The 25,470-nt window shown below is 72.0% G+C and carries 23 protein-coding genes; 9 read left to right on the top strand and 14 right to left on the bottom strand.

All coding sequences use genetic code 11. The features are described 5' to 3' along the window. Window positions 1–8: 8 nt before the first annotated feature. From FQ330_RS00770 to FQ330_RS00785, 4 genes are all read right to left on the bottom strand, one after another. Window positions 9–854, bottom strand: coding sequence for a transglutaminase family protein (locus tag FQ330_RS00770; protein WP_146354418.1), 846 nt, complete (start codon window positions 852–854; stop codon window positions 9–11). Continuing rightward, window positions 851–1,780 carry an alpha-E domain-containing protein gene (locus tag FQ330_RS00775; RefSeq protein ID WP_128189099.1) on the bottom strand — a complete coding sequence of 310 codons (930 nt, stop codon included), beginning with the start codon at window positions 1,778–1,780 and terminating at the stop codon, window positions 851–853. The genes FQ330_RS00770 and FQ330_RS00775 overlap by 4 nt, the downstream gene beginning before the upstream one ends. After that, window positions 1,780–3,486 carry a circularly permuted type 2 ATP-grasp protein gene (locus FQ330_RS00780; RefSeq protein WP_146354420.1) on the bottom strand — a complete coding sequence of 569 codons (1,707 nt, stop codon included), beginning with the start codon at window positions 3,484–3,486 and terminating at the stop codon, window positions 1,780–1,782. Before FQ330_RS00780 ends, FQ330_RS00775 begins: the two co-directional genes overlap by 1 nt. Window positions 3,487–3,550: 64 nt before the next feature. Next, entirely contained in the window at window positions 3,551–4,273 is a 723-nt protein-coding gene (locus tag FQ330_RS00785; protein WP_225792619.1) for a FadR/GntR family transcriptional regulator, read from the bottom strand. A gap of 135 nt (window positions 4,274–4,408) precedes the next feature. Here FQ330_RS00785 and FQ330_RS00790 point away from each other — a divergent pair, with 135 nt between their 5' ends. From FQ330_RS00790 to FQ330_RS00805, 4 genes are all read left to right on the top strand, one after another. Then, window positions 4,409–5,218 carry a sugar phosphate isomerase/epimerase family protein gene (locus tag FQ330_RS00790; RefSeq protein ID WP_146354424.1) on the top strand — a complete coding sequence of 270 codons (810 nt, stop codon included), beginning with the start codon at window positions 4,409–4,411 and terminating at the stop codon, window positions 5,216–5,218. Between the two features lie 63 nt (window positions 5,219–5,281). Continuing rightward, entirely contained in the window at window positions 5,282–6,187 is a 906-nt protein-coding gene (locus tag FQ330_RS00795) for a phosphogluconate dehydrogenase C-terminal domain-containing protein (protein ID WP_225792620.1), read from the top strand. Continuing rightward, window positions 6,184–7,662, top strand: a complete 1,479-nt coding sequence (locus FQ330_RS00800) for a GntT/GntP/DsdX family permease (RefSeq protein WP_146354426.1) — start codon at window positions 6,184–6,186, stop codon at window positions 7,660–7,662. The genes FQ330_RS00795 and FQ330_RS00800 overlap by 4 nt, the downstream gene beginning before the upstream one ends. Window positions 7,663–7,852: 190 nt before the next feature. Beyond that, on the top strand, window positions 7,853–9,862 hold the full coding sequence (locus tag FQ330_RS00805) for an alpha/beta fold hydrolase (protein ID WP_146354428.1): 2,010 nt from the start codon (window positions 7,853–7,855) through the stop codon (window positions 9,860–9,862). Between the two features lie 27 nt (window positions 9,863–9,889). Here FQ330_RS00805 and FQ330_RS00810 read toward each other — a convergent pair whose 3' ends face one another. From FQ330_RS00810 to FQ330_RS00840, 7 genes are all read right to left on the bottom strand, one after another. Further along, entirely contained in the window at window positions 9,890–10,759 is an 870-nt protein-coding gene (locus FQ330_RS00810; RefSeq protein ID WP_146354430.1) for a sugar phosphate isomerase/epimerase family protein, read from the bottom strand. Window positions 10,760–10,796: 37 nt separating this feature from the next. Next, the gene (locus FQ330_RS00815) at window positions 10,797–11,558 is read right to left on the bottom strand and encodes a class II aldolase/adducin family protein (protein ID WP_146354432.1); all 762 of its coding nucleotides are present in this window, start codon (window positions 11,556–11,558) and stop codon (window positions 10,797–10,799) included. After that, the gene (locus FQ330_RS00820) at window positions 11,555–12,688 is read right to left on the bottom strand and encodes an ABC transporter permease (protein ID WP_146354434.1); all 1,134 of its coding nucleotides are present in this window, start codon (window positions 12,686–12,688) and stop codon (window positions 11,555–11,557) included. The genes FQ330_RS00815 and FQ330_RS00820 overlap by 4 nt, the downstream gene beginning before the upstream one ends. Continuing rightward, on the bottom strand, window positions 12,685–13,698 hold the full coding sequence (locus FQ330_RS00825) for an ABC transporter permease (RefSeq protein ID WP_146354436.1): 1,014 nt from the start codon (window positions 13,696–13,698) through the stop codon (window positions 12,685–12,687). Before FQ330_RS00825 ends, FQ330_RS00820 begins: the two co-directional genes overlap by 4 nt. Beyond that, a complete protein-coding gene (locus FQ330_RS00830) occupies window positions 13,695–15,266 on the bottom strand; it encodes a sugar ABC transporter ATP-binding protein (protein ID WP_146354438.1) in 1,572 nt (523 codons plus the stop codon). Before FQ330_RS00830 ends, FQ330_RS00825 begins: the two co-directional genes overlap by 4 nt. Window positions 15,267–15,399: 133 nt before the next feature. After that, the gene (locus FQ330_RS00835) at window positions 15,400–16,446 is read right to left on the bottom strand and encodes an autoinducer 2 ABC transporter substrate-binding protein (RefSeq protein WP_146354440.1); all 1,047 of its coding nucleotides are present in this window, start codon (window positions 16,444–16,446) and stop codon (window positions 15,400–15,402) included. Next, complete coding sequence (locus FQ330_RS00840; RefSeq protein ID WP_192575793.1) at window positions 16,443–17,324, bottom strand: DeoR/GlpR family DNA-binding transcription regulator; 882 nt, start codon at window positions 17,322–17,324, stop codon at window positions 16,443–16,445. The genes FQ330_RS00835 and FQ330_RS00840 overlap by 4 nt, the downstream gene beginning before the upstream one ends. A gap of 136 nt (window positions 17,325–17,460) precedes the next feature. Here FQ330_RS00840 and FQ330_RS00845 point away from each other — a divergent pair, with 136 nt between their 5' ends. The 5 genes from FQ330_RS00845 to FQ330_RS00865 are packed head-to-tail and all read left to right on the top strand — an operon-like array spanning window position 17,461 to window position 23,210. Further along, window positions 17,461–17,835, top strand: coding sequence for an L-rhamnose mutarotase (locus FQ330_RS00845; RefSeq protein ID WP_146354444.1), 375 nt, complete (start codon window positions 17,461–17,463; stop codon window positions 17,833–17,835). Between the two features lies 1 nt (window position 17,836). Beyond that, window positions 17,837–18,997, top strand: a complete 1,161-nt coding sequence (rhaI, locus tag FQ330_RS00850) for an L-rhamnose isomerase (RefSeq protein ID WP_146354446.1) — start codon at window positions 17,837–17,839, stop codon at window positions 18,995–18,997. After that, on the top strand, window positions 18,994–21,057 hold the full coding sequence (locus tag FQ330_RS00855) for a bifunctional aldolase/short-chain dehydrogenase (protein ID WP_192575794.1): 2,064 nt from the start codon (window positions 18,994–18,996) through the stop codon (window positions 21,055–21,057). Before rhaI ends, FQ330_RS00855 begins: the two co-directional genes overlap by 4 nt. Continuing rightward, window positions 21,054–22,490 (top strand): rhamnulokinase, encoded by a 1,437-nt coding sequence (locus FQ330_RS00860; protein ID WP_146354450.1) that lies wholly within the window; start codon window positions 21,054–21,056, stop codon window positions 22,488–22,490. The genes FQ330_RS00855 and FQ330_RS00860 overlap by 4 nt, the downstream gene beginning before the upstream one ends. 9 nt (window positions 22,491–22,499) lie before the next feature. Beyond that, window positions 22,500–23,210 carry a FadR/GntR family transcriptional regulator gene (locus tag FQ330_RS00865; protein WP_146354452.1) on the top strand — a complete coding sequence of 237 codons (711 nt, stop codon included), beginning with the start codon at window positions 22,500–22,502 and terminating at the stop codon, window positions 23,208–23,210. A 42-nt stretch (window positions 23,211–23,252) separates the two neighbouring features. On the opposite strand, the gene FQ330_RS00870 is transcribed toward FQ330_RS00865, so the two are convergent. Genes FQ330_RS00870 through FQ330_RS00880 form a run of 3 tightly spaced genes read right to left on the bottom strand, consistent with a single transcriptional unit; the run spans window position 23,253 to window position 25,470 of the window. After that, the gene (locus FQ330_RS00870) at window positions 23,253–23,675 is read right to left on the bottom strand and encodes an RbsD/FucU family protein (protein WP_146354454.1); all 423 of its coding nucleotides are present in this window, start codon (window positions 23,673–23,675) and stop codon (window positions 23,253–23,255) included. Beyond that, complete coding sequence (locus FQ330_RS00875) at window positions 23,669–24,502, bottom strand: amidohydrolase family protein (protein ID WP_225792621.1); 834 nt, start codon at window positions 24,500–24,502, stop codon at window positions 23,669–23,671. Before FQ330_RS00875 ends, FQ330_RS00870 begins: the two co-directional genes overlap by 7 nt. Beyond that, window positions 24,499–25,470 (bottom strand): aldo/keto reductase, encoded by a 972-nt coding sequence (locus tag FQ330_RS00880; RefSeq protein WP_146354457.1) that lies wholly within the window; start codon window positions 25,468–25,470, stop codon window positions 24,499–24,501. The genes FQ330_RS00875 and FQ330_RS00880 overlap by 4 nt, the downstream gene beginning before the upstream one ends.

Here is a 25,470-nt window from a genome sequence, read left to right on the forward strand (position 1 = left end):
CCCGCCGGTCAGCTCTCCTTCGTGATCTCGACGCTGACGAAGAGCTGCGACTTGCCGGCTCCGGCGTAGACGCCGCGCAGCGGGGGCACGTCGTTGTAATCGCGCCCGAGGCCGACCTTCACGTGCCGCTCGCCGATGTCGATGAGGTTCGTCGGGTCCCACGCGTTCCACTCGCCGGTGAACCACTCCACCCATGCGTGCGACTCGCCGCGGATCGTCTCGCCGATCTGCGCGTTCGGCCGCGGGTGCAGGTAGCCCGACACGTAGCGCGCCGGGATGCCGACCGCCCGCAGCGCGCCGATCGTGATGTGCGCGATGTCCTGGCAGACGCCCTTGCGGTTCGTCCACGCCTCCGAGGCGAGCGTGTGCACGTGCGTCACGCCCGACATGTACTCCATCTCCTCGCCGACCATGCGGGCGATGGCCGACGCGGCGGCGCCCGGCGACGGCGACGCATCCTTGATCTCCTGCGACGCCCGCACGAGGTCGTCGGTCGGGCGCGTGCGCACCGTCTGCCCGAGCTGCTCGACGTGCTGCGTGGCGCGCGAGGCGACCTTCTCGAGCTGCTCCCACGACAGGTCGTGCCCGCCGGTGAGGCGCGGGCGCACCTCGACGAGGCTCGTCGCCGTCAGCTGCAGCTCGGTGTGCGGCGCGAGCACGTCGAACGAGACGACCTTCGTGCCCCAGTAGTCCTCGTACGTGTTGATCGAGGTGTTGGGGCGGATGTCGAGGTTCGAGTAGATGACGAACTGGCCGTCGCTCGTCGACGGCAGCATGCGCGACTCGTTGTACGAGGCGACGGCCGGCTGCTCGTAGCGGTAGCCGGTGGTGTGGCGGATGCGGATGCGGCTCACGATGCCTCCCTCGTCCAGGCGGGCATGTTGTGGGTCGGGAAGTAGCGCTCCCGCACCGCGTGCGAAACGGCGGTCGTCGTGGTCTGCACCTTGTCCATCACGGTCGGCAGGTTCTCGATGATCTCCTGGATGGGCGTGAACTCGAGCTCCGCGCGGATCTGCCCGAGCATCCGCTGCGCCTGGTCGACGTAGCCGATGCGGTCCTGCCGCGGCTCGATGTCCTGCAGGCACTCCTCGGCGCCGCGCACCGAGAAGAGGATCGAGCGCGGGAAGAGCCGGTCGAGCAGCAGGAACTCGGCCGCGTTCGTGCTCGAGGGCACGCCGCGGTAGGTGCGCAGGTACGCCTCGTATGCGCCCACCGAGCGGAGGATCGTCGTCCACGAGGGGCCGGATGCCTCGGTCAGCGCCCGGGTCGCCAGCAGTCGGGCGACCATGTCGGCCCGCTCGATGAAGCGGCCGAGCGTGAAGAAGCTCCACGCGTCGTCGCGGCTCGCGGTCGAGTCGGCCATGCCGCCCGCGAGCGCCGCGCGCTCGCGCACCCAGCCGAACATGACGTGCACCTGCTCGGGGTTCACGCGGCGCGGCATGTTCGCGTAGGTGGCGTTCAGCACCTCCCACAGCTCGGTCGAGATGATCTCGCGCGCACGGCGGGCGTTCTCTCGCGCCGCGTTCACCGAGTAGGCGATCGACGCGGGCTGCGTGCGGTCGGTCGCGAGCGTGTTGACGACGTCGACGCGGGTGAGCTTGCGGTCCGGCGGCGCGTCGTGGCCCATGACGCCGAGCAGCGCGCGGCAGGCGGTGTCCTCGTCGACCGCGACGTCCTCGAGGAGGAGCTGCAGGTAGACGTCGAGGATGCGCGCGGTGCCGTCGGCGCGCTCGATGTAGCGGCCGATCCAGAACAGGCTCTCGGCGATGCGGCTGAGCATCATGAGCGCTCACCTCCTGTCTGCTCGGTGCGGGATGGTCTCGAGACGCCGCCCGCGGCGGCTCCTCGACCGGCGGGGTCGAGCGCCTGCTGCTGCTGCTCCTCCTGGCCGGCGCGGCCGCGGGGGGCGTCCTGCGGGCTCTGGTCCTGCGGGTGCTCGTGGCCGCCGACGATGCTGATCGGGCGCGTGAGCGGCTCGCCGCTCGCGCCGAACTCGGCATCGTGGTCGATCTGCGGCAGCTGCTCGCGGGCGCCGGCGAGCACCCAGGTGTCCTTCGAGCCTCCGCCCTGGGAGGAGTTGACGACGAGCTGGCCCTCGGGGAGCGCGACGCGGGTGAGGCCTCCCGGCAGCACCCACACATCCTTCCCGTCGTTCACGGCGAAGGGGCGCAGGTCGACGTGGCGGGGGCGCATGCCGTCCTCGACGAGCGTCGGGATCGTCGACAGCTGCACGACCGGCTGCGCGATCCAGCCGCGCGGATCGTCGAGCAGCCGCTGCTTGAGCGCCTCGAGCTCGTCCTGCGTCGCATCGGGGCCGACGACGAGGCCCTTGCCGCCGGAGCCGTCGACGGGCTTCACGACCAGCTCGTGCAGGCGGTCGATGACCTCCTCGAGCGCGCCCGGATCCTCGAGCCGCCACGTGTCGACGTTCTTGAGGATGGGCTCCTCCGACAGGTAGTAGCGGATGAGCTCGGGCACGTACGTGTAGACGAGCTTGTCGTCGGCGATGCCGTTGCCGACGGCGTTCGCGATCGTGACGTTGCCGAGGCGCGCGGCGAGCATGAGGCCGGGGCTCCCGAGCATCGAGTCGGCGCGGAACTGCAGCGGGTCGAGGTAGTCGTCGTCGACGCGGCGGTAGATCACGTCGACGCGCGCGGGGCCCTCGGTGGTGCGCATGTAGACGCGGCCGCCGCTCGTGAACAGGTCGCGGCCCTCGACGAGCTCGACGCCCATGAGGCGCGCGAGCAGCGTGTGCTCGAAGTAGGCGGAGTTGTAGACGCCGGGCGTGAGCACCACGACGCGCGGGTCGTCGACGCCCGCGGGGGCCGCGGCGCGCAGCGCGTGCAGCAGCTTGTCGCAGTAGTCGCCGACCGGGCGCACCCGCATCGACGAGAACATCTCGGGCAGCGTCTGCGCGATGACGCGGCGGTTCGAGATGACATAGCTCACGCCCGAGGGCACTCGCACGTTGTCCTCGAGCACCCGCCACTCGCCGTCCTGGTCGCGGATCAGGTCGATGCCCGACACGTGGATGCGCACGCCGTTGGCGCCCGTGATGCCGGCCGCCTGGCGGTGGAAGTGGGTGGAGGTGCTGATGAGCTTCGCGGGGATGATGCCGTCCTCGACGGCGCGCTGCGGGCCGTACATGTCGGCGAGGAACGCCTCGAGCGCGCGCACCCGCTGCTGCACGCCCGACTCGACGTGGCGCCAGTCCTCGGCGGTGATGATGCGCGGGATGGCGTCGAGCGGGAACGGCCGCTCCTCGCCCGCGAAGTCGAAGGTCACGCCCTGCGCGAGGTAGGAGGTGGCGAGCGCGTCGGCGCGGGCCCGGAGGTCGTCCTTGGTGAGCTCGCTCAGCGCGTCGTACAGCGGCTTGTAGGGGCCGCGCGCCTCGCCCTTGCTCTCGAACATCTCATCCCACGCCGTGCCCTCGCGCTTCCGCGGATTCGCGAAGGGCTTGTCGTAGTCGTCGAAGAGGTCGCCCATGCCCGCGAGCCTACTGGCGCTGTGTTTCGGGCTCGCTCACCGCCGTCCCCCGGCCGGCGCGGGGTCAGCGGTCGCCGGCGACGCGCAGGATGCGCGCAGTCGCGGTGGCCATGTGCTCGGCCATCGCGGCCTGCGCGGCGGCGCTGTCGCCGGCGATGATCGCGTCGGCGATCGCCGCGTGCTCGCGGATCGCGGTCTCGACGTCGCGCGGATCCTCGACGGCGTGCTCGAACCAGACGCGCAGCAGCGAGCGCGCCGTCGAGAGCAGGTCGCTGAGGATGGCGTTGCCGGCCATCGCGGCGAGGTGGCGGTGGAACGCGATGTCCTGCTCGACGTAGCCCTCGAGGTCGGCATCGCGCTGCGCCTGCACGAGCGCGCGCAGCCGCTCGGCGTCCTTCGGCGTCACGACCTGCGCCGCCCGCTCGGCGGCGGCGCGCTCGAGCGCGGCGCGCACGAAGGCGACATCCTCCATCTGCTCCTGGTCGACGAGCATCGACCACGAGAGCGTCTGCGGCAGCAGCTCCGACGTCGCCGACCGCAGGTAGGTGCCCGAGCCCGCGCGGGTCTCGACGACGCCCAGCACCTCGAGCGCGGCGATCGCCTCGCGCACCGCCGAGCGGCCGACGCCGAGCGCCTCGGTGAGCTTGCGCTCCGAGGGCAGCCGGTCGCCGGCGCGCATGCTGTCGCCGAGCAGCAGCTTCAGCAGCTGCTGCGCGACCGAGCCGCTCACCGAGGTGGTGGCGGTCGTCGAGCGGCGCAGCGCGTCGAGGAGGGATGCGTCGGACACGGGATGAGCGTACCCCGCGTCGTTCGCAAAATTGGTCAACCGGTTGCGCGGTTGCGGCATCCGCGCTAGCGTGACGACGACCTCGCCGCAGCGGCTGCGCGGGGCGACGGCACAGCACACGACGAGGTTTGCGACATGGACATCGGGATCGGCTCCTACGCCCTGTTCTGGGAGTGGCACGACCACCCGCATCCGCTCTCCATCGCCGACATGCTCGAGCGGGCGGCCGAGCTCGGCTGCGACGTCTTCGAGATCTGCGACGACCCGCGCATCGAGCAGTGCACCGCCGACGAGCTCGACGCGCTCTGCGCGAGCGCCGATCGCCTGGGCGTGCGCCTGCAGCTCGGCACGCGCGGCATCGACCCCGACCACCTCGGCCGCTACCTCGGCATCGCCGCCGCCCTCGACGCGCACGTGCTGCGCTCGATGGTGCAGCGGCCCGACGCCGAGCAGGGCGCCGAGCACGTCGCCGAGCTGCTGCGACGCTCGCTCCCCCGGCTCGAGGAGTCGGGCATCGCGCTCGCGCTCGAGACGTACGAGCAGATCCCGACGAGCGTGCTCGTCGCCGCCGTCGAGGCGGTCGGGTCGCCGCTCGTCGGCATCACCCTCGACCCGGCCAACTGCATCGCCGCGCTCGAGCGGCCCGCCGACGTCATCGACGCGGCCGCGCCGCATGCGCTCGACCTGCACGTGAAGGACTTCGCCTTCGCCCGCCAGGAGGGCTGGGTGGGCTTCACGCTCTCCGGCGCCCGCATGGGCGACGGCCAGCTCGACCTCGACCACGAGCTGCGCGCGCTCGCCGACGCCGGCCGCTCCCCCGCCGCCATCGTCGAGCACTGGCTGCCGTGGCAGGGCGACTCCGCCGCGACCGTCGCGCTCGAGCGCGAGTGGACCGCCGCGACCCTCGCCGCGCTGCGCGCGGCCGCCGCCGACCCGCTGCCGTGACCCACGGCATCCGCCACCCCAGACCGATCACCGAACACCGAGAACCGAGATAGAAGGAGCATCGTGAGTCCCAGCGAGCTGAACCCACTCACCGGCAAGCAGGTCGACCTCGACCCGTCGCTGACCGTCGCCGTCATCGGCGCCGCAGGCAAGATGGGCATGCGCGTGTCGAACAACCTCGACCTGACCGGCGCGACCATCCACTACTGCGAGGCGTCCGACGCCGGCAAGGAGCGCATCGAGGCGCTCGGCCGCACGGTCTCGACCGTCGACGAGGCCGTCCCCGGCGCCGACGTCGTGATCCTGGCTGTGCCGGACGTCGTGCTCGGCAAGGTCTCGGAGCAGGTCGTGCCGATGATGCAGGCGGGCGCCGTGCTGCTCACGCTCGACCCGGCCGCGGCCTATGCGGGCCTCCTCGCGCAGCGCGACGACGTGCACCAGGCGTGCGCGCACCCGTGCCACCCGTCGGTGTTCCTCGAGCGCACCACGGTCGAGCAGTACGCCGACACCTTCGGCGGCATCGCGGCCGACCAGGACGTCGTCGCCTCGTTCGAGGGCGACGACGAGGCCGCCAGGCAGCGCACCGAGCAGGTCGTGCGGGCCATCTACGCGCCCGTCATCGACGTGCACTGGGTGACCACGAAGCAGCTCGCGCAGCTCGAGCCGACCCTCGTCGAGACGACCGCGTGCATGATCGGGCAGTTCCTGAAGGACTCGATGGATCACGCCATCCACGAGGTCGGCATCCCCGAGGACGCCGTCAAGGCGATCTTCTTCGGCCACATCGGCATCGCGCTCACCAACGCGCTGCGCGGGTCGAACCCCTTCTCCGAGGCCTGCCACCTGGCCATGGACTACGGCCGCGAGGCCATCATCAACGATGACTGGAAGCGCATCTGGGACGACGAGGACCTCGACCGGGTGCTCACCAAGATGCTGAAGATCGAGAAGATCGAGAGGACCCGATGAGCCCCATCTACCTGATCGCGGTGGCCGTCATCGCCATCGCGCTGCTGCTGTTCCTGGTCATGAAGCTGAAGTGGCCGGCGTACCTGGCGCTGCTGGCCGTGTCGGTGCTCACGGCGCTCGCCGCGGGGATCGCCATCCAGGAGGTCATCCCGACCGTCATCGCCGGCATGGGCACGACGCTCGGCAATGTGGCGCTGCTCGTGGGCCTCGGCGCCATGCTCGGCGGCATCATCGAGAAGACCGGCGGCGCCGAGATCATCGCGCGCAAGGCCGCGAAGGTGCTCGGCAAGGACCGCCTGGGACCTGCGCTCCTCATCGCCTCCGGCCTCGTCGCCATCCCGATCTTCTTCGACGTCGCCTTCATCATCCTGGTGCCGATCATCTTCAGCTTCGCCAAGGCATCCGCCCACAAGAGCCCGATCGCGCTCGGCGCGCCCGTGGCCGTCTTCATGGTGTTCATCCACAACGCCGTGCCGCCGCACCCGGGCATCGTCGGCTCGACGACCCTGCTGAACCCGGATGTCATGGGGCTCGTCACGATCCTCGGCATCCTGCTGGCGATCCCCATGGGCTTCGTCATCTGGTGGCTCTCCAAGCGCATCATGGCGCGCGGCTCGTGGGAGATGTCGCCCGAGATCGCCGAGAAGTACGCCGACGCGGGCGCCGCGAACCTCGGCTCGGGCGACCGCGAGGTCGACGGCGGCGCCGGCTCCGGCAGGGCCGCGATCACGACGGCCGACCCCGTCACCGGCACCTCGACCACGACCGCCGTGCGCGAGCGCACCATCACCACGCCGAGCGCCGGCGCCGTCGTCGCGCTCATCCTGCTGCCGATCGTCATGATCGCCATCGGCACGGTCGGCAAGCTGATCGTCGAGCCCGAGACGCCCGTCGCCAACGTGCTCGCCTTCATCGGCGCGCCGGCGCTCGCGCTGCTCGTCGCGTGCGTGCTCGCGATGTACCTGCTGGGTGTGCGCCACGGCTGGGGCAAGCAGGACATGAGCGACATCATGGACTCGGCGCTCGCGCCCGCCGCGATCGTCGTCTTCGTCACCGGCGCGGGCGGCGTGTTCGCCCGCGTGCTCACCGAGTCGGGCATCGGCGACGCGGTCTCCGGCATGCTCGTCGACGCCGGCGTGCCGATCATCTTCCTCGCCTTCATCCTCGCGCTCATCTTCAAGGTGGCACAGGGCTCCGGCACGGTCGCGACGCTCACCGCCGCGGGCCTCGTGCAGTCGACGGTCGCGGCCGGCGGCTACAGCGAGCTCCAGGTCGCGCTCATCATCCTCGCGATCGCGATGGGCTCGGTCTCGCTGTCGCACATCAACGACTCCGGCTTCTGGATCGCCACGAAGTTCATCGGCCTCTCGGTCGCGGGCGGCCTGAAGACGTGGACGTTCATGTGCACCGTGGTCGGTTTCCTCGGCATGGCGATCGTCTCGGTCGCCTGGCTGCTGGCGTCGGCGATCGCGTAACGCCCACCGCCGCATCCCCGGGCCCCGGCTCGCGAGCATCCGCTCGCGGGTCGGGGCCCTTCGGCGTGCGCGAGGCCGTTCGTCGACCGGCCAGATGCGTGGCCGACCGGATAGTCCGGTCGGGCGCGCGCAGAGCCGGTCGACCGACGGATGCACGGGGTTGGGAATTCCGAACCGGTAGCGTCGGGGCATGGCTGACGAGCGATTCGACGACTTCACCGACATCGAGGGCCTGCTGCGGCTGCCCCGCCACGCGGGGCTCGCGGCCTCGCCGAGCGGACGGCTCGTGGCGGTCATCCACCAGGCCGACGAGCACGGCTCGCGCATGGTGCCCTCGCTCTGGGAGCTCGACCCGGCCGGCGAGCGCGAGGCGCAGCGGCTCACGTGGTCGGCGAAGGGCGAGAGCGCCCCGCGCTTCGCGCCCGACGGCTCGCTCCTCTTCTCCTCCGCCCGGCCCGACCCGACCGGCACCGCCGACGAGGACGTCGCCGCGATCTGGCGCCTGCCGGAGCACGGCGAGGCGCACGTCGTCGCATCCGCCCCCGGTGGCCTGAGCCTCGTCGCGGTCGCCGACGACGGCACGATGCTCGCCACCACCGAGGTGCTCGCGGGCGGCACGCTCGCCGACGACGCCGAGCGGCGCAAGGCGCGCACGCAGGCGAAGCGCACCGCCATCTGGCACACGGGCATGCCCATCCGCTACTGGGACCACGAGGTCTCCGACGTGAGCCCGAGGCTCGTGCTCGTCTCCCCCGACGGCGACGTGCGCGAGCTCACGCCCGGCGCCGACACGCTCAACCTGCTCAACGCATCCGCCGACCTCTCGCCCGACGGCGAGCGCGTCGCCACCACCTGGACCACCCGCGTCGCCGGCGGCGAGACGCGCTCGGCGATCGCGGTCGTCGACGTGCGGGCGCGCCGCCGCCGCGTGCTGCTGCGCGCGACCGCGGCGCACCAGTGGGCGCGGCCGCGCTTCTCGCCGGACGGGGCGGCGCTCGCCGTCACCCGCCTCACGACCTCGAGCCCCACCGACACGACCTACGACTTCCTCGAGATCCACCCGCTCGGCGGCGGCGACCCGGTGCTCGTCGACGTCGGCGACGTCTCGGTCACCGAGTACGCGTGGGCGGATGCGTCGACCCTGCTGGTCGCGGGCGACCTGCACTCGCGCGGCGCGGTGCTGGCGGTGGATGCGTCGACGGGCCGGGTGCGGACGCTCGTCGACGACGCGCCGCACGCCTCGCTCGCGCCGGCCGCCGACGGCCGCTCCGTCTTCGCGCTGCGCACCGACATGGCGACCCCCGCGGCGCCCGTGCGGATCCCCGTGCGCGGGCGCGGCGAGACGACCGCGATCAAGGCGCCCAGCCGGATCGGCGCGCTGCCCGGCCGCCTCGAGTGGGTCGAGACCGACGTCGACGGGGTGACCGTCGGCGGCTGGCTCTGCACGCCCACGGCGGCGAGCACGAAGGCGCCGGCGCCGGTGATGCTGTGGATCCACGGCGGCCCGCACGGCTCCTACAACGCGTGGAGCTGGCGCTGGAACCCATGGCTCGCGGTCGCGCGCGGCTACGCCGTGCTGCTGCCCGACCCCGCGATGTCGACCGGGTACGGCCACGAGGGACTCAACCGCGGCTGGCCGCGCCTCGCCGACGTCGTGTGGCGCGAGTGCGAGCAGCTGCTCGACCACGTGCTCGAGCGGCGCACGCTCGACGGCTCCCGCACGGCGCTGCTCGGCGCGTCGTTCGGCGGCTACATGACCAACTGGATCGCCGGGCACTCCGACCGCTTCGACGCGATCGTCACGCACGCGGGGCTCTGGGCGCTCGACCAGCAGCACGCGACGACCGACGCGGCCGCGCAGAAGGTGCGCGTGCACGGCCACCCCGACCTGCTGCCCGAGTGGTACCGCGACTACTCCCCGCACCACAGCGCATCCGCCATCACCACCCCGATGCTGCTCACGCACGGCAACCGCGACTACCGCGTGCCGGTGAGCGAGGCCATGCGCATGTGGTGGGACCTCGTCTCGGCGTGGCCGGGCAGTCCCGCGACGATGCCGCACCGCTTCCTGCAGCTGACCGACGAGAACCACTGGGTGCTGCGCCCGTCGAACGCGGTGACGTGGAACCGTGCGGTGCTCGGCTTCTGCGACCAGCACGTGCTCGGCGGGGAGCCGCTGCCCGACGCGCTGCCCTGGTAGCGGCGTCGCCGGGCAGCGCGCCCGGCGTCAGTGCAGCGCGATCGTCTCCACCGCGCGCAGCTGGTCGCGGATGAAGCGGTTGGCGTGCGCTGCGAGGTCGGCGGAGTCGTCCCACAGGTTGCGCCAGATGCCGAGCGTGTTCGACAGCGACTCGGAGACCACCGCGCTCGAGAACGACTCGAAGACGACCGGTCCGTCGTAGCCGACCCGCGCGAGGCCGCGGAAGAACGAGCCGAAGTCGACCGAGCCGGTGCCGAGGTAGCCGCGGTGGCTCTCGCCGATGTGCACGTAGCGCAGCCGATCGCCGGCGTCGAGCACCGGCTCGAGCATCCCCGACTCCTCGATGTTCATGTGGTACGTGTCGAGGTGCAGGTGCACGTCGTCGTGGCCGACCTGCTCGAGGAACCGCAGCCCTCCGCGCGCGGTGTTCGCGATGTTCGTCTCGTAGCGGTTGACGATCTCGAGCGACAGCGTGACGCCCGCCGCCTGCGCCCGGTCGCCGAGCCGCGCGAGCGCGGCTGCCGACGCCGCTCGGCCCGCCTCGGTCGGCGGCACCATGTACTTCTGCATCGCCGAGTAGATGACGCCGCACAGGTGCTCGCCGCCGGCCTCGGCGACGACGTCGATCGCGCGCTCGAGCAGGCTCTCGCCCTTGCGGCTCACCGCGGCGTCCTCGCTGGAGAGGTCGTGCGCCGCGTCGAGGCCCAGGCTCGCGGTCATCGCGATGCCGTGGTCGTCGACCATGCGGCCGACGAGCGCGCCGTCGAAGGCGTACGGATCCATGAGCGGCAGCTCGAGCAGGTCGAAGCCCGCCTGCTGGGTGCCGGTGATGGCGGCCCGGAGGCCCGCCTCGTCGAATTCGCCGGTGAAGACGAGGCCGTGGACGCCGATCTGCATGGGGTGCTCCTGCGGTTGGGTTGGGTGGATGCGGTGGTCAGCTGTGCGGGGCGCCGTCCAGGATGGCGCGGCGGATGTGCTCATCATCGCGGCCGTCGATGCGCTGCACCTGGTCGTCGGGCAGGAAGACCGGCTCGCCGACCGCGAGCGCGGCTGTGAGGATGCGCGCGAACTTGTCGGCCATCTCGGTGATGCGCAGGCACTCGGCAGGACTCGCGCCGATCGCGAAGATCCCGTGGTTCCGCAGGTATGCGACCTTGGGCAGCGCGCCGCGGCGGTCCGAGAAGGCCCGCAGTTCGTCGCGCATCCTCCGTGCGAGGGCGAGACCCGGGTCGACGTACGGCACGAGCAGCGCTTCGGTGCCGAGCACGACCACCTGGTCGGGGAAGAGCGCGCCCGCGGCGAGGAGGCCCGCGCGGTCGGAGCACAGCAGCCCGTTCGCCGACACCGGATGGGTGTGGCATGCCGCGCCGGCGCCGGAGGTGAGCACGACGGCATGCAGCATCGCCTCGACGCTGGGCCGCTTCGCGGCCTGGTCGACGCGCGCGGCCAGCAGCGCCTCGCCGACGCGCGCGTCGGTGGCGTCCGCATCGTCGAGCAGGTCCAGGATCGGCCCGAAGCGGCACTCCACCAGGTCGTCGACGGTGGCGGCGGCGAGCGACGAACCCGTCGCCTTCACCAGCATGCGCTCGTCGTCGAGGATCGCCGACACGTTGCCCTCGCCCAGGATCGCGAGCTCGCGCGCCGGCGCGCCCACCGCGTGCGCGAGGTCGAGCAGCGCGTCGGCGATAGAGCTCATCGGGTCGACCCCGCTGCTGTGCCTGGCACCGAGAGCGGCTTCGACAGTCCGCGCTGCCGTCGGCGGATGGTGGCGTTCGACAGCAGCGATGCTCCGAGGAGCACGAGACCGAGCGCGAGGAGCTGGGCCTGGGCGCCCTCGTTGCCGGGGACGACGAGCAGGATCGACGCGTTGAGCCACACGATCAGCAGGGCCGCGAGCAGGATGCCGCTGAGCCTGCCGATGCCACCGGTGATGGCCACGCCTCCGAGCACGGCGATCGTGATCGCCGGCAGCGCCATGCCACTGCCGCTCGTACCGGCGTCCGGCCGGGCCGACGCGAACTGGGCGACCGTGTAGACGCCCACGAGACCCGCGATGGCGCCCGCTGTGACGTACGCCATCATGCGCGTGCGACGCGTGTCGATGCCCGCCCACTGCGCGGCGGTGTCGTTCGTGCCGATCGCGTAGAGCTTGCGCCCGTAGCTCGTCCGGTTGAGCACGAACCAGGCCACGATCGCGACGGGGAGCAGGAACGTGAAGACGCCGAGCGGCACGAGCGGCAGGGTGCCGCCGATCACTGGCAGCTCGACGGCCTTGGCTGCGTTGTAGAACTGCGAGATCTCCGGTCCCGAGATCGGCCGCTGCTCGCTGACCACGAGCGCGATGGAGCGATAGGCGTAGAAGGTGGCGAGCGTCGTGATGAGCGCCGGGTAGCCGAGGTACGCCGTGAGGAACCCGTTGATGGCTCCCAGGAGCGCACCGAAGAGCACCGCGAGGACCACTGCGATGGCGAGTGGCAGTCCGGCCTGCTGGTAGAGCATCGCGAAGACGATCCCCGTCAGCGAGACCATCGAGCCCACGGAGAGATCGATGCCGCCGCGCCCCGAGGTGATGACGAACAGCTCGGCGAGTGCGAGCAGCGCGAGCGGCACGTACGCGATGAGCGTCGACGCGAGGTAGTCGCTGTTGAACTGGCCGCTCGTGAGCCCGACGCCGTCGAGGATCCCCATGACGACGAGCAGGAGGACGATCAGGCCGAGCAGCAGCGTCGCGCGGTCCTTGAGGCCGCCGGAGGCGAACCAGTCGCGAGCGCGGGCCGCCTGGCCGCGGCGCTGCTCGGGCGGCGTGATGGTGGTGGTCGCGGTCATGCGCGCCTCCTCGTTCGCTCGCGGATGAGGTCGGTGCCGACGGCGATCAGGATGAAGATGCCGACGAAGAGGAAGCCGAGCTGTGTCGGCCAGCCGAGCTGGGTGACCCCCGAGACGACCGTCTGCACGAGGATGGCGCCGAGCAGGGTGCCGACGACGCTGCCGCGACCGCCGAGGATCGACGTGCCGCCGATGACCACGGCCGCGATGACCTGCAGCTCCTTGCCGGAGCCGACGGACTGGTCGAGCGTCGCGGTGCCCGTGGCGATGACCATGCAGGCCGCGAGCCCGGCGAGCGCCCCGGTGATGACGTAGACCCACACCAGGCGCGGCTGCACCTTGATCCCGGCGAGCCTCGCGGCGTTCTGGTTGCCGCCGATCGCGTAGAGGTTGCGGCCGGCCTTCGCGTAGCGCAGGAACCACCACGCGGCGGCGACTGCGAGCACCGCGATCGCGAAGGAGTGCGGCACCCCGAAGGTCGATCCCGCCCCGCCGCGGCCGAAGAACTCGAGCGTCGACGGGATGCCGTTGACGGTCGAGGAGTCGAACACCCGCAGGCCCAGCCACTGGAAGAGGTTGGCAGTGCCGAACGTGATGATGATGGGGTGCACGCGCCCGTAGGCGATGAGCAGCCCGTTGAGCGCTCCCAGCGCCGAGCCGATGACGACGGCGACCAGCACCGCCAGGATGGCCGGGATGTCGAAGGCGACGAGCATGCGCGCGGTCGTGACGGCCGAGACCATGATCATGGCCGCCACGGAGACGTCGATGCCGGCGGTGATGATGACGAAGGTCATGCCGACGCCGATGAGCGCGATCGGAGCGACCTGCACGAGGAGCGGACCGATCGAGCCGGGGGTCAGGAAGGCAGGGGTGAAGATGCCGAGCACCACCCACAGCACGACGAGCACGGCGAGCAGCACGATCTCCTGCCCCGTGACGATCGGCGGCAGGATGCGCCGGAGGCTCAGCTGCGCGGATCGCACAGGCGCGGCGGTGTCGGTGGTCATCGGGACTCCTCCTCGGTGTCGAGTCGAGGTGCCTCGACGTGCTCCTCGGCGCCGGCGGCGGCGGCGAGCAGCGATGCCTGGCTCGCCGTCGGCGGGAACTCGTGGGCGATGCGCCCGGACCGGAAGACGAGGACGCGGTCGGCGATGCGCTGCACCTCGGCGAGGTCGGTGGTGATCACGAGCACCGCCGCGCCGCGCTCGGCCAGGTCGGCGATGATGCGGTGGATCTCCTCCTTGGCTCCGACGTCGACGCCTTGCGTCGGCTCGGCGAGCACGAGCAGCCGAGGCTGCTCGACGATCTGGCGGGCGAGCACGACCTTCTGGGCGTTGCCGCCCGACATGGCGCCGATCGGCTGCCGTCCGGACGGCGTCTTGACGGCGAGGCGGCGGATGAGGTCGTCCGCGATGCGGCGCTCGGCCTTGGGCGAGACCCAGCCGAACCGGCCGAGCAGGCCGAGCGAGCCGATCGTGATGTTGAAGGCGATGGGCTGGAAGGAGAACGAGCCCTGCGAGGTCCGGTTGGCGGGGACCATGCGGATGCCGCGCCGCTTCGCCTCCGCCGGCGTCGCGGGATGCCGGTCGTCGCCGGCCGCGCGCATGCGGCCCGACGTCGCACGGCGCATCCCGTAGACGACCTCGCCCACCTCGGCGGCGCCCGAGCCGACCAGCCCGTACAGGCCGACGACCTCGCCCGCCCTGACGCTGAACGACACGTCGGAGAACGCGCCCTCGAGCGTGAGGTGCTCGAGCTCGAGCACCTGCTCGCCGTGCTCGCCCGCCTCGTGCACACCCTCCGCGATCGCGCCGCCCACCATGCGCTCCGCGATCTCGCGCACCGTGAGCTCGCCGATCGGCTGCGAGGAGACCGTCTCGCCGTCTCGCATGATGGTCACCTCGTCGGCGATGCGGAACAGCTCGTCGAGCCGGTGGCTGATGTAGATGATCGAGACGCCGTCGGCGGCCAGCCTTCGGACCACGCCGAAGAGCACCTCGATCTCGGCGTCGGTCAGGATGGCGCTCGGCTCATCGAGGATGAGGACGCTCGCCTGCTCCAGCAGCGCCTTGGCGATGGACACCTGCTGCTGCTTGGCGATCGACAGCGCTCCGAGCGGCTGCGACGCGAGCGAGCGGTCGAGGCCGACCGTGTCCAGCAGCTCCAGCATGCGCGGCGCCTGCGCCCGCCAATCGATCGTCGGTCCGCGGGTGATCTCGCGGCCCACGAAGAAGTTCTCGGCGACCGTCAGCTCGGGGAAGAGCTGCGGCTCCTGGTACACGGTCTGCACGCCCAGCGCGATGGCGTCAGTGGTCGAGGCGATCGAGACGGGCGTGCCGTCGATCGAGATCGTGCCGGTGTCGGGGTGCTCGGCTCCCGAGAGGATCTTGATGAGCGTCGACTTGCCTGCGCCGTTCTCGCCGACCAGGGCGTGGACGGTGCCGGGCTGGACGGTGAGATCCGCGTGCCGGATGGCTCGGACGCCGCCGTAGCGCTTCGAGAGGTCGCGCATCTCGAGCCGGGGTGCCGGCCCGGGCGCGGGTGCGGGGTCGGTCCGCTGGGCGGTGTCGGTCATGGTGCTCCTCGTCGGCGCCGTCGCCGGTCGGTCGCAGGTGGATGCGGTGGAGGTGCCGGGGCGCGGCGCGAGCCGCGCCCCGGCGGTCGGGGACCACGATGGCCGTGGTCCCCGCGCTCATCCGAGCGCGTGATCAGTAGTCGTAGTCGCCCGCGTTCTCGGCGGTGAACACGGTCGGCGGACCGAGCAGCAGGACGCCGGTGGACTCGTCGTACTCAGCCTCCGCCAGCGCCTCGTTGTCGACGCCGCTGAGGTCGCCCAGGTCGCCGTCGGTGGCGAGCTGCACCCCTGCCCAGCCGGTGAGGTAGCCGAGGGCCTCGACGTCCCACAGGATGGAGCCGCTCGACGAGCCCGACTCGAGATAGGGAAGCATCGACTGCGGCGTGCCGAGGCCGACGGTGAAGACCTCGCCAGTGCGTCCGGCGTCCTCGACGGCCTGCGCCACGCCCGGTGCGCTGGAGGTGCACTCGCCGACGAGTCCGGTGAGGTCCGGGTGGCTGTTCATGAGGTCGGTCGCCATCTGCGTGGCCGCGGCCTGGTCCTCGCCTGCGTAGACGATGTCGACGATCTCGGCGTCGGGGTACTCGGACGCGGTGTAGGCCTCCTGCACCTCGATCCAGGCGTTGAGGTTGGCCGCGGTCTCGCCGCACGACACGATCGCGTACTGGCCCGATCCGCCCATCGCCTCGAGCAGCGTGTCCGTCAGAGCCTCGCCGATGCCGTCGACCGAGGCCTGGTTGACGAAGACCTCGCGCACCGAGTCGGGCGCGTCGGTGTCGGTCGTGGCGACGTGGATGCCAGCGGCCTGCGCCTCCTCGAGCAGCGGCGCCATCGAGTTGGGGTCGTTCGGGGCGACGAACAGCACGTCGACGCCCTGCTGGATGAACGACCGCACGATGTCGGCCTGCGCCGCGGCGTCCGCGGTGGTGGGGCCCTGGTACAGCCACTCGAAGCCGAGCTCCTCCGCCGCCTGCTGGCCACCGGTGTTCATCGCCTCGAAGTAGGGGATGCCCTGCAGCTTGGGGACGAACGCGATGGTGAGGTCCTCGGTGCTGGCGCCGTCGGTGGCGCCCGGCTCCGCGGTCTGGCCGGGGTCGTTGCGCGACGTGCAACCGGCGAGGACGACGGCAGCGGCCGCCGAGAGCGCCAGCGCACCCGCGATCTTGCGTGAGATCTTCATCGATGCTCCTTCTGGGTGAGGCGACGGGAGGCGGTCCCCGCCCGTGCCGGGACCGACGCTGTGCCGGTCGTCTCTGGGCCGGGCAGGGGCACGCGCGTGACGGGCACGCCGACGGCCTTCCACTGCTCGACGAAGTCGTCGGATGCATTGGCATCCGTGATGAGGCTCGTCACCTGGTCGGCCCGCGCGAACGAGTGGAGCGCGAAGCCGCGGGTCTTGGTGGAGTCGAAGAGACCGTGCACGGCGTCGCTCGCGGCCACCAGAGCCTGCTTGGAGACCGTCTCGTCCGTGGCGAGCTCGAGCAGCCCGCGCTCCGGCGAGAGGCCGACGACGCCGACGAAGGCCTTGTCGATGCGTCCTCGGCCGACGAGAGCGTCGGTGATGGGCCCGACAAGACCAGCGCTCTCCCGACGCAGGGTTCCGCCGGGCATGACGACGCGTGCGTCGGAGCGCTCGAGGAGCACCATCGCCGTCGGCAGCGACTGGGTGATGACCACCAGACCATGCCGGTGGAGCAGCTCGAGCGCGAGGTGGTGGGCCGTGCTCGAGGTGTCGAGCGCGATGACGTCGCCGTCGACCACGAGCCTGGCGGCCTCCGCAGCGATGGCGCGCTTGGCCGCGGACTCGCGCCGCATGCGGTCCTGGAACGCGCCTTCGTCTCCGCGCTCGGGGAGCACGGCTCCGCCGCGCGTTCGGCGCAGCAGCTGCCGGCGCTCGAGCGCGTCGAGGTCCTTGCGGATCGTCACCTCCGAGACACCGAGGTCGCGGGCGAGGTCGGCGACGAGCACGGATCCCTCGGCTCCGAGCGCATCGAGGATGCGCGCCTCACGACTGACCACAGCGTCTCCCTTGTCGGTGATGGTGGTGACAGTACGCACGCGAAACCTGTTCCGCAAGTGAGCGATACCAAATCGCAACATTTCTGCTTGCGTTCGAAAGCATGACGCGGCATGCTGACTCGCACGAGCACCCATGCGGCGAACGCCGCGATGTCGACGAGGACAGGAGCGAGCGATGACGACGACGCGCGAAGCGCTCCTCGCCCCCGTGTGCTTCCGGCTCCGGGTGCGGCCCGACCTGGTCCCCGCCTACCGCGAGCGCCACGCCTCCGTATGGCCGGAGATGCTGCGAGCACTCGCCGCCACCGGCTGGCACGACTACCGGATCTTCGTCGCGGACGACGGCACGTGCATCGGCACCTTCCGCACCGCCGACCTCGACGCATCCCTCGCGGGCATGGGGGCGCTCGAGGTCAACGAACGATGGCAGTCGGAGATGCAGCCCTTCTTCGACGGGCTCGAGCAGCCGGCTGACCGATCCTTCGAGCTCATCCCGCTCGCCTTCGACCTCGACGCCCAGCTCGAGGCGCTCGACCAGCAGAGGAGCTGACATGGCAGTGACCCCCACCCCCGAGGCGCTCGACAGGTTGCGCATCGAGGTGCCCAGCTGGGCCTTCGGCAACTCCGGGACGCGCTTCCGCGTGTTCGGGACCCCTGGCACTCCGCGGGACCCGTTCGAGAAGCTCGCCGACGCCGCCGAGGTGCACCGCCACACGGGCCTCGCTCCGACCGTGGCGCTGCACTACCCATGGGACCGGGTCGACGACTGGGGAGCACTGCGCCGCCACGCCGAGGATCTCGGCGTGCAGCTCGGGACGGTGAACTCCAACACGTTCCAGGACGACGACTTCAAGTTCGGCTCGCTCGCCCACCCCGACCCCCGCGTCCGCCGCAAGGCCGTCGATCATCACCTCGAATGCATCGAGGTGATGCACGCGACCGGTTCCCGCGACCTCAAGGTGTGGCTCGCCGACGGAACCAACTACCCCGGTCAGGACTCGATCCGGGAGCGGCAGGACCGGCTCGCCGAGTCGCTGTCCGAGATCTACGCACACATCGACGCGGAGCACCGCATGGTGCTCGAGTACAAGTTCTTCGAGCCGGCGTTCTACCACACCGACATCCCCGACTGGGGCACGAGCTACGTGCACTGCGTCGCGCTCGGGGAGCGCGCGAAGGTGGTCCTCGACACAGGGCACCACGCGCCGGGGACGAACATCGAGTTCATCGTCGCGCAGCTGCTGCGCCTGGGGAAGCTCGGTGCCTTCGACTTCAACTCCCGCTTCTACGCCGACGACGATCTCATCGTCGGCGCAGCCGACCCCTTCCAGCTGTTCAGGATCGTGGTCGAGCTGATCGCCGGCGGAGGCTACGGCGATCCCGATGTGCAGCTCGTGCTCGACCAGTGCCACAACATCGAGGCGAAGGTTCCCGGCCAGATCCGCAGCGTGCTCAACGTGCAGGAGGCCGTCGCGAAGGCGCTGTCGCTCGACGACGAGGCGCTCGCCGTCGCCCGGCGCGACTGCGACGTGCTGCTCGCCAACGAGATCATGATGGACGCGTTCGCGACCGATGTGCGGCCGCTGCTGGCCGAGCACCGCGCGGCCAAGGGGCTCCCCGAGGATCCGATGCGGGCCTTCCTGGCCTCGGGCTACCTCGAGCGCGTCGCGGACGAGCGGGTCGGCGGCACGCAGGCAGGCTGGGGCGCATGAGCGCGACGACCGATCACGGAGCAAGCATGGACCAGGCAGTCAGCGATCTCATCTCGCGCAGCAACCGACTCGGGGCCGACCCCCGCAACACCAACTTCGCGGGCGGCAACACGTCCGCGAAGGGCAGCGACACCGACCCCGCCACTGGGCGCCCGGTCGAGCTGGTGTGGGTGAAGGGCTCGGGTGGCGACCTCGGAACGCTCACGCCCGCGGGTCTCGCGGCGCTGCGGCTCGACCGGGTGCGTGGCCTCGAGGCGGTCTATCCGGGGGTCGAGCGCGAGGATGAGATGGTCGCGGCCCTGGACTACTGCCTCCACGGCAAGGGCGGCGCGGCGCCGTCGATCGACACCGCGATGCATGCCCTGGTCGAGCTGCCCCATGTCGACCACCTGCACCCCGACGCCGGCATCGCGATCGCGACCGCCGCCGACGGCGAGGCGCTCACCCGACAGATCTTCGGCGATCGCGTCGTCTGGGTGCCGTGGCGGCGGCCCGGCTTCCAGCTCGGTCTCGACATCCGCGAGGTCCAGCGGGCCAACCCGCAGGCCGTCGGCTGCATCCTCGGAGGGCACGGCATCACGGCGTGGGGCGCGACGAGCGCGGAGTGCGAGGAGCGCTCGCTGTGGATCATCCGCACCGCCGAGGCGTACATCGCCGAGCACGCCAAGCCCGAGCCGCTGGGCGCGCCGCTGCCGGGCTTCGGCCCACTCGAGCCCGAGGCACGACGCGCTCGCGCCGCCGAGATCGCCGCGCAGCTCCGCGGGCTCGCCTCCACTGATCGCCCGATGGTCGGCCGCTTCAACGACGACGAGGTCGTCCTCGACTTCCTCTCCCGCAGCGAGCACGCTCGGCTGGCCGCGCTCGGCTCCTCGTGCCCCGACCACTTCCTGCGCACCAAGGTGAAGCCGATGGTGCTCGACCTCCCCGGTGACGCGCCGATCGACGAGGTGCGCGCGAGGCTGGCCGAGCTGCACGCCGAGTACCGGGCCGACTACACCGCGTACTACGAGCGGCACGCGAGCGCCGACTCGCCCGCCATGCGCGGCGCCGATCCGGCGATCGTGCTCGTGCCGGGCGTCGGGATGTTCTCCTACGGCAAGGACTCCCAGACCGCTCGCGTCGCCGGCGAGTTCGCGATCAACGCCATCAACGCGATGCGCGGCGCCGAGGCGCTCTCTGCGTACCAGCCAATCTCCGACGCCGAGAAGTTCCGCATCGAGTACTGGGCGCTCGAGGAGGCCAAGCTGCAGCGGATGCCGAAGGCGCGCTCGCATGCCGGCCGCGTCGCACTCGTCACTGGTGCCGCATCCGGCATCGGCAAGGCGATCGCCACCCGGCTCGCGGCGGACGGCGCCTGCGTCGTGATCGCCGACCTCGACCTGGCAAAGGCCCAGGCCGCCGCCGCCGAGCTCGGCTCCAGCGACGTCGCCATCGGCGTGCAGTGCGATGTGACGAAGGCCGACGACGTGCAGGCGGCCGTCGACGCGACATTGCTGGCCTTCGGCGGTGTCGACCTGGTCGTCAACAACGCCGGGCTCTCGCTCTCGCGTTCGCTGCTGGAGACCACCGAGGCCGACTGGGACCTGCAGCACGACGTCATGTCCAAGGGCTCGTTCCTCGTGGCCCGCGCCGCCGCCCGCGCGCTGATCGACCAGGGCATGGGCGGCGACATCGTCTACATCTCCTCCAAGAACGCCGTCTTCGCAGGCCCGAACAACATCGCCTACTCGGCGACGAAGGCCGATCAGGCGCACCAGGTGCGGCTGCTCGCGGCCGAGCTCGGGCAGCACGGCGTGCGGGTCAACGGCATCAACCCGGACGGCGTGGTGCGCGGATCGGGCATCTTCGCCGGCGGTTGGGGCGCCTCCCGCGCTGAGGTCTACGGAGTCAAGGAGGAGGAGCTCGGGAAGTACTACGCGGGCCGGACCCTGCTGGGCCTCGAGGTGCTCCCCGAGCACGTGGCCAACGCCGTATCGGTGCTGACGGGTCCCGACCTCAGCCACACCACCGGTCTGCACGTACCGGTCGACTCCGGCGTCGCGGCGGCGTTCCTGCGATGACGGCGACGGTCGCCGCGATCGACCTCGGTGCCACGAGCGGTCGCGTGGTGCGCGCCGAGGTCGGCCCGGGCACGCTGCGACTCGACGAGGTCGCCCGCTTCGAGAACCGACCGGTGCGCATCGGGGACGGACTCCACTGGAGCGTGCTCGCCCTGTACGACGAGGCGCTGCGCGGCGTGGCGACCGCCTCGCACGGTGCCCCGCTCGCCTCGGTGGCGGTCGACTCGTGGGCGGTCGACTACGGCCTCCTGCGACGCGGCAGCCTGCTGGGCATCCCGTACTCGTATCGCGACGATCGCACGGCCCGTGGCCTCGAGCTCGTCGACGCCGTCATCGCGCAGCCGGAGCTCTACGCGCGCTGCGGGCTGCAGCGGATGCCGTTCACCACCATCAATCAGCTCATGGTCGACCGCGAGCGCGGGCTGCTGGAGGTCGCCGACCGGCTGCTGATGCTGCCGGACCTGTTCGGATACTGGATGACCGGTCGGATGGTCACGGAGCGCACGAACGCCTCCACCACCGGGCTGCTCCGGCTCGACGACACCTGGGACCTCGACCTCATGGCACGGCTGGGCATCCCCGCCTCCCTGCTGCCGGAGGTGGTCGACCCCGGCACGCGCATCGGCCCCATCGACGCCATCACCCGTGCACACTTCGGCATCGAGGGCGCGCCCGACGTGCTCGCCATCGGCTCCCACGACACCGCATCCGCTGTCGTGGCCGTGCCGATGGAGCCCGGCGGCGCGTACATCTCGAGCGGCACGTGGTCGCTGGTCGGCATCGAGACACCCGCGCCCATCGCGACCGCAGAGGCGCTCGATGCGTCGTTCACCAACGAGGGCGGCGTGGACGGACGCACCCGGTTCCTCAAGAACGTCATGGGGCTGTGGATCCTCAGCGAGTCGGTGCGCACCTGGCAGGCAGCCGGCGATCGGATGGGGCTGCCGGAGCTGCTCGATGCGGCCGCCTCCGTGGACTGGTCGGTGCCGGTGTTCGACCCGACCGACGCGGCGTTCTACCCCCCGGGTGACATGCCCGAGCGCATCCGCACGTGGTTCGAGGAGCGCGGCCAGCGCCCGCCGCGCGGGCGGGCGGAGGTGGTGCGATCCATCCTGGAGTCGCTCGCCGAGGGCTACGCCGTGACGCTCCGCGACGCCGCCCGCATCAGCGGTCAGGGGATCGAGCGCGTGCACGTGGTCGGCGGCGGCTCCCGGAACACCCTGCTGTGCCAGCTGACCGCCGACCGCACCGGACTGCCGGTCGTCGCCGGACCCGCCGAGGCGACGGCGATCGGCAGTGTGCTCGTGCAGGCACGAGCCCTGGGCGCGGCGCCGGCGTCGCTCGAGGAGCTGCGAGCGCTCGTCAGGGCGACGCAGACGCTCACGACCTATCTCCCGCGCACCGGCGCCCCGCAGAGGTCGGATCTTTCGTAGGGTGGGCTCATGGCGGTGACGGACGACGCGATCAGCAAGATCAAGCAGATGATCCAGCAGGGCGAGCTGCGCCCCGGCGACCGGCTGCCCCCGGAGCAGGAGCTCGCCGAGCGGCTCGGCCTCTCGCGCTCGTCGATGCGCGAGGCGGTGAAGGCGCTCGAGGCGATGCGCATCCTCGACGTGCGGCGCGGCGACGGCACCTACGTGACGAGCCTGCAGCCGAGCCTGCTGCTCGAGGCGATGTCGTTCGTGCTCGACTTCCACGAGTCGCACGCGGTGCTCGAGGTCTTCGAGGTGCGGCGGATCGTCGAGCCCGCCTCCGCCGCCCTCGCCGCACGCCGGGCGACGCCCGAGCAGGTCGCCGCGATGCGCGAGCACCTCACCGCCGTGCACGGCGAGACCCCGAGCGACGAGCTCGTCGAGCACGACGTGGCCTTCCATCGGATGATCGCGGCCGCCACGGGCAACGACTACCTGGTCAGCCTGCTCGAGACGATCTCGAGCCAGACCGCCCGGGCGCGCGTGTGGCGCGCGCTCACGCAGGACAACGCGGTGCCGCGCACGCTGCAGGAGCACGAGCGCATCCTCGACGCGATCGCCGCCGGCGACGCCGACGTCGCCCGCGCGGCGATGATCGTGCACATCGCCGGCGTCGAGCACTGGCTGCACGACGCCGCCGAGCGCGAGAGCGAGGCGCTCGCGCAGGCCGACGAGGCGTAGCGGGCCGCGCCGTCGAGGCGCAGCCCGCCGCGCCTTCGAGCGTCAGTCGCCGCCGAAGCCGACGACGCCCTTCCGCAGCAGCGCGTTGCCGTACTTGCGCGCCTCGGCCGTGCGCACGACGCAGAACGCGCTCCGCGCCAGGTCGTAGAACGCGAAGCGCTCGACCTGCGCGAGCCGCCCCTCCGGGCAACGGGCGGCCGCGCGCAGCTCCGCGCCCACCTCGACGCCCTCGCCCGGCTCCGCCTCCATGAGCAGCACCGACGGCCCCTCGTACTCGTCGTACGGCACGACCGAGCGGATGGCCTCGAGCACCCGCGGGGCCGATGCCTGCACCGTCACGACCGGCTGGCCGGCGGCGTACGAGGGGTAGTGGGCGTCGGCGACGAGCACGCGGTCGCCGTGCCCCATGTGGTCGAGCAGGCGCAGCAGCTCGCCGTCGAGCAGCGGATCGATCCCGTTCAGCATGGTTCCTCCAGTCGGTACACGCGGCGGGCCGTCCCCGCCTCGATCGCGCGGCGCTCGTCCTCCGACAGCGCCGAGAGCACCCCGTCGATGGGCGCCATGAGCGGGCCGAGCCCGTCGGCGAGCAGCGGCATCGGCCAGTCGGAGCCCAGCAGCATCCGCCCCGGCCCGAACGCGTCGAGCGCCGTGCGCCAGGCGTCGGCGAACGCATCCGCCGGCAGGCCGCGGCCCGCGTGGTGCAGGCCCGAGACCTTCGCGACGGTCGTCGGCACGGCCGCGAACGCGCGCACCCCGGCTCGCCACGCGTCGCGCGCGCCGGCATCGACCGGCGGCTTGCCGAGGTGGTCGAGCACGACGACGAGCCCGTCGACCTCGGCGGCGGCGCGGGTCGCGGCGGCGAGCTGGTGCGGCCAAGCGTCGGGCACGTCGAGCGGCAGCTCGCGCTCGGCGAGCAGCGCGAGCGTGCGCCGCACCTCGGGCCGGTCGAGCAGGTGCGGGTCGGGCTGGTCGTGGATGAGCGCGCGCACGCCGACGAGCGGGCGGCCGCGCAGCTGGTCGAGCCGCTCCTGCGCGCGCTCAGGGTCCTCGAGCGGCACCCAGCCGACGGCGCCCGCGATCCAGTCGTGCGCCTCCGCGAGCGCGAGGAGGTGCTCGGTGTCGGCGTCGGTGTCGGCCGCCTGCACGAGCATCGCGGCGTCGAAGCCCGCGGCGCCGATCGCCGACCGACCCTCCGCGGCGTCGAAGCCGCGGTCGATGGGCGCGAGCGACGCGTCGAGCCACCCGTAGCCCTCGACCGACGGCCAGAGGTGCAGGTGAGCGTCGATCCTCACGCGCACTCCGCGGGGATGAGGCCCGCGTCGGTGAGCTCGGCCCACACCGCATCGGGAACGGGGGCCGCGGCGCGCGCGCCGGTCTCGGCCATCTGGGCGGGGCGGCTCGCGCTCACGGCGCGCGCGACCACCGTCGGCATGCGCAGCGGGAAGGCGATCGCCGCCGTCGGCAGGTCGACGCCGTGCGCCTCGCACACGTCGGCGATCGCGTGCGCGCGTGCGAGCAGCTCGCGGTCGGCGGCGCCGTAGTCGTAGCGGGCGTCGGATGCGGGCCGCGGCTTCGCGAGCAGGCCGGAGTTGAAGATCGACACGGCGATGGCCTCCACGCCGTGCGCCGCGCAGGCGGGCACGACCCGCTCGATCGCGGAGTGGTCGAGCAGCGTGATGCGGCTCGAGACCATCAGCACGTCGGCGAGCCCGCTCGTGGCGGCCGCCTCGAGCGCCGTGAGCGACTTCGAGCCGATGCCCACCGCATCCGCCATGCCCTCGCGCCGCAGCGCCGCGAGCGCGGCCAGCCCGGCGTCGAGCGCCACCCGCTCGCCCTCGGGCGCCACGTCGGGGTCGTGGAGGTAGAGCACGTCGACGCGGTCGAGGCCGAGCCGCTCGAGCGACTCGTCGAGGCTGCGGCGCACCCCCGCCTCGGAGGCGTCGTAGCGGCGCTCGTGCGTGCGCGGCACCGCGAAGTCGTGCGCCATGTCGTCGCCGTCGGCGCCGCCCGGCACGGGCTCGAGCAGCCGGCCGACCTTCGTCGAGACGATGAACTCGTCGCGCGGCTTCGAGCGCAGGAAGGCGCCGAGGCGCCGCTCCGACAGGCCGAGCCCGTAGTGCGGCGCCGTGTCGAAGTGGCGGATGCCCGCGTCCCACGCCGCCTGGAGGGTCGCCTCCGCGTCGGCGTCGCTGAGCGCGCGGTAGAGGTTGCCGACCGTGGCGGCGCCGAAGGCGAGCGGGTGGTCGGCCAGGATCGACAT

The organism is Agrococcus sediminis (genome assembly GCF_007923295.1).
GTDB lineage: Bacteria > Actinomycetota > Actinomycetes > Actinomycetales > Microbacteriaceae > Agrococcus > Agrococcus sediminis.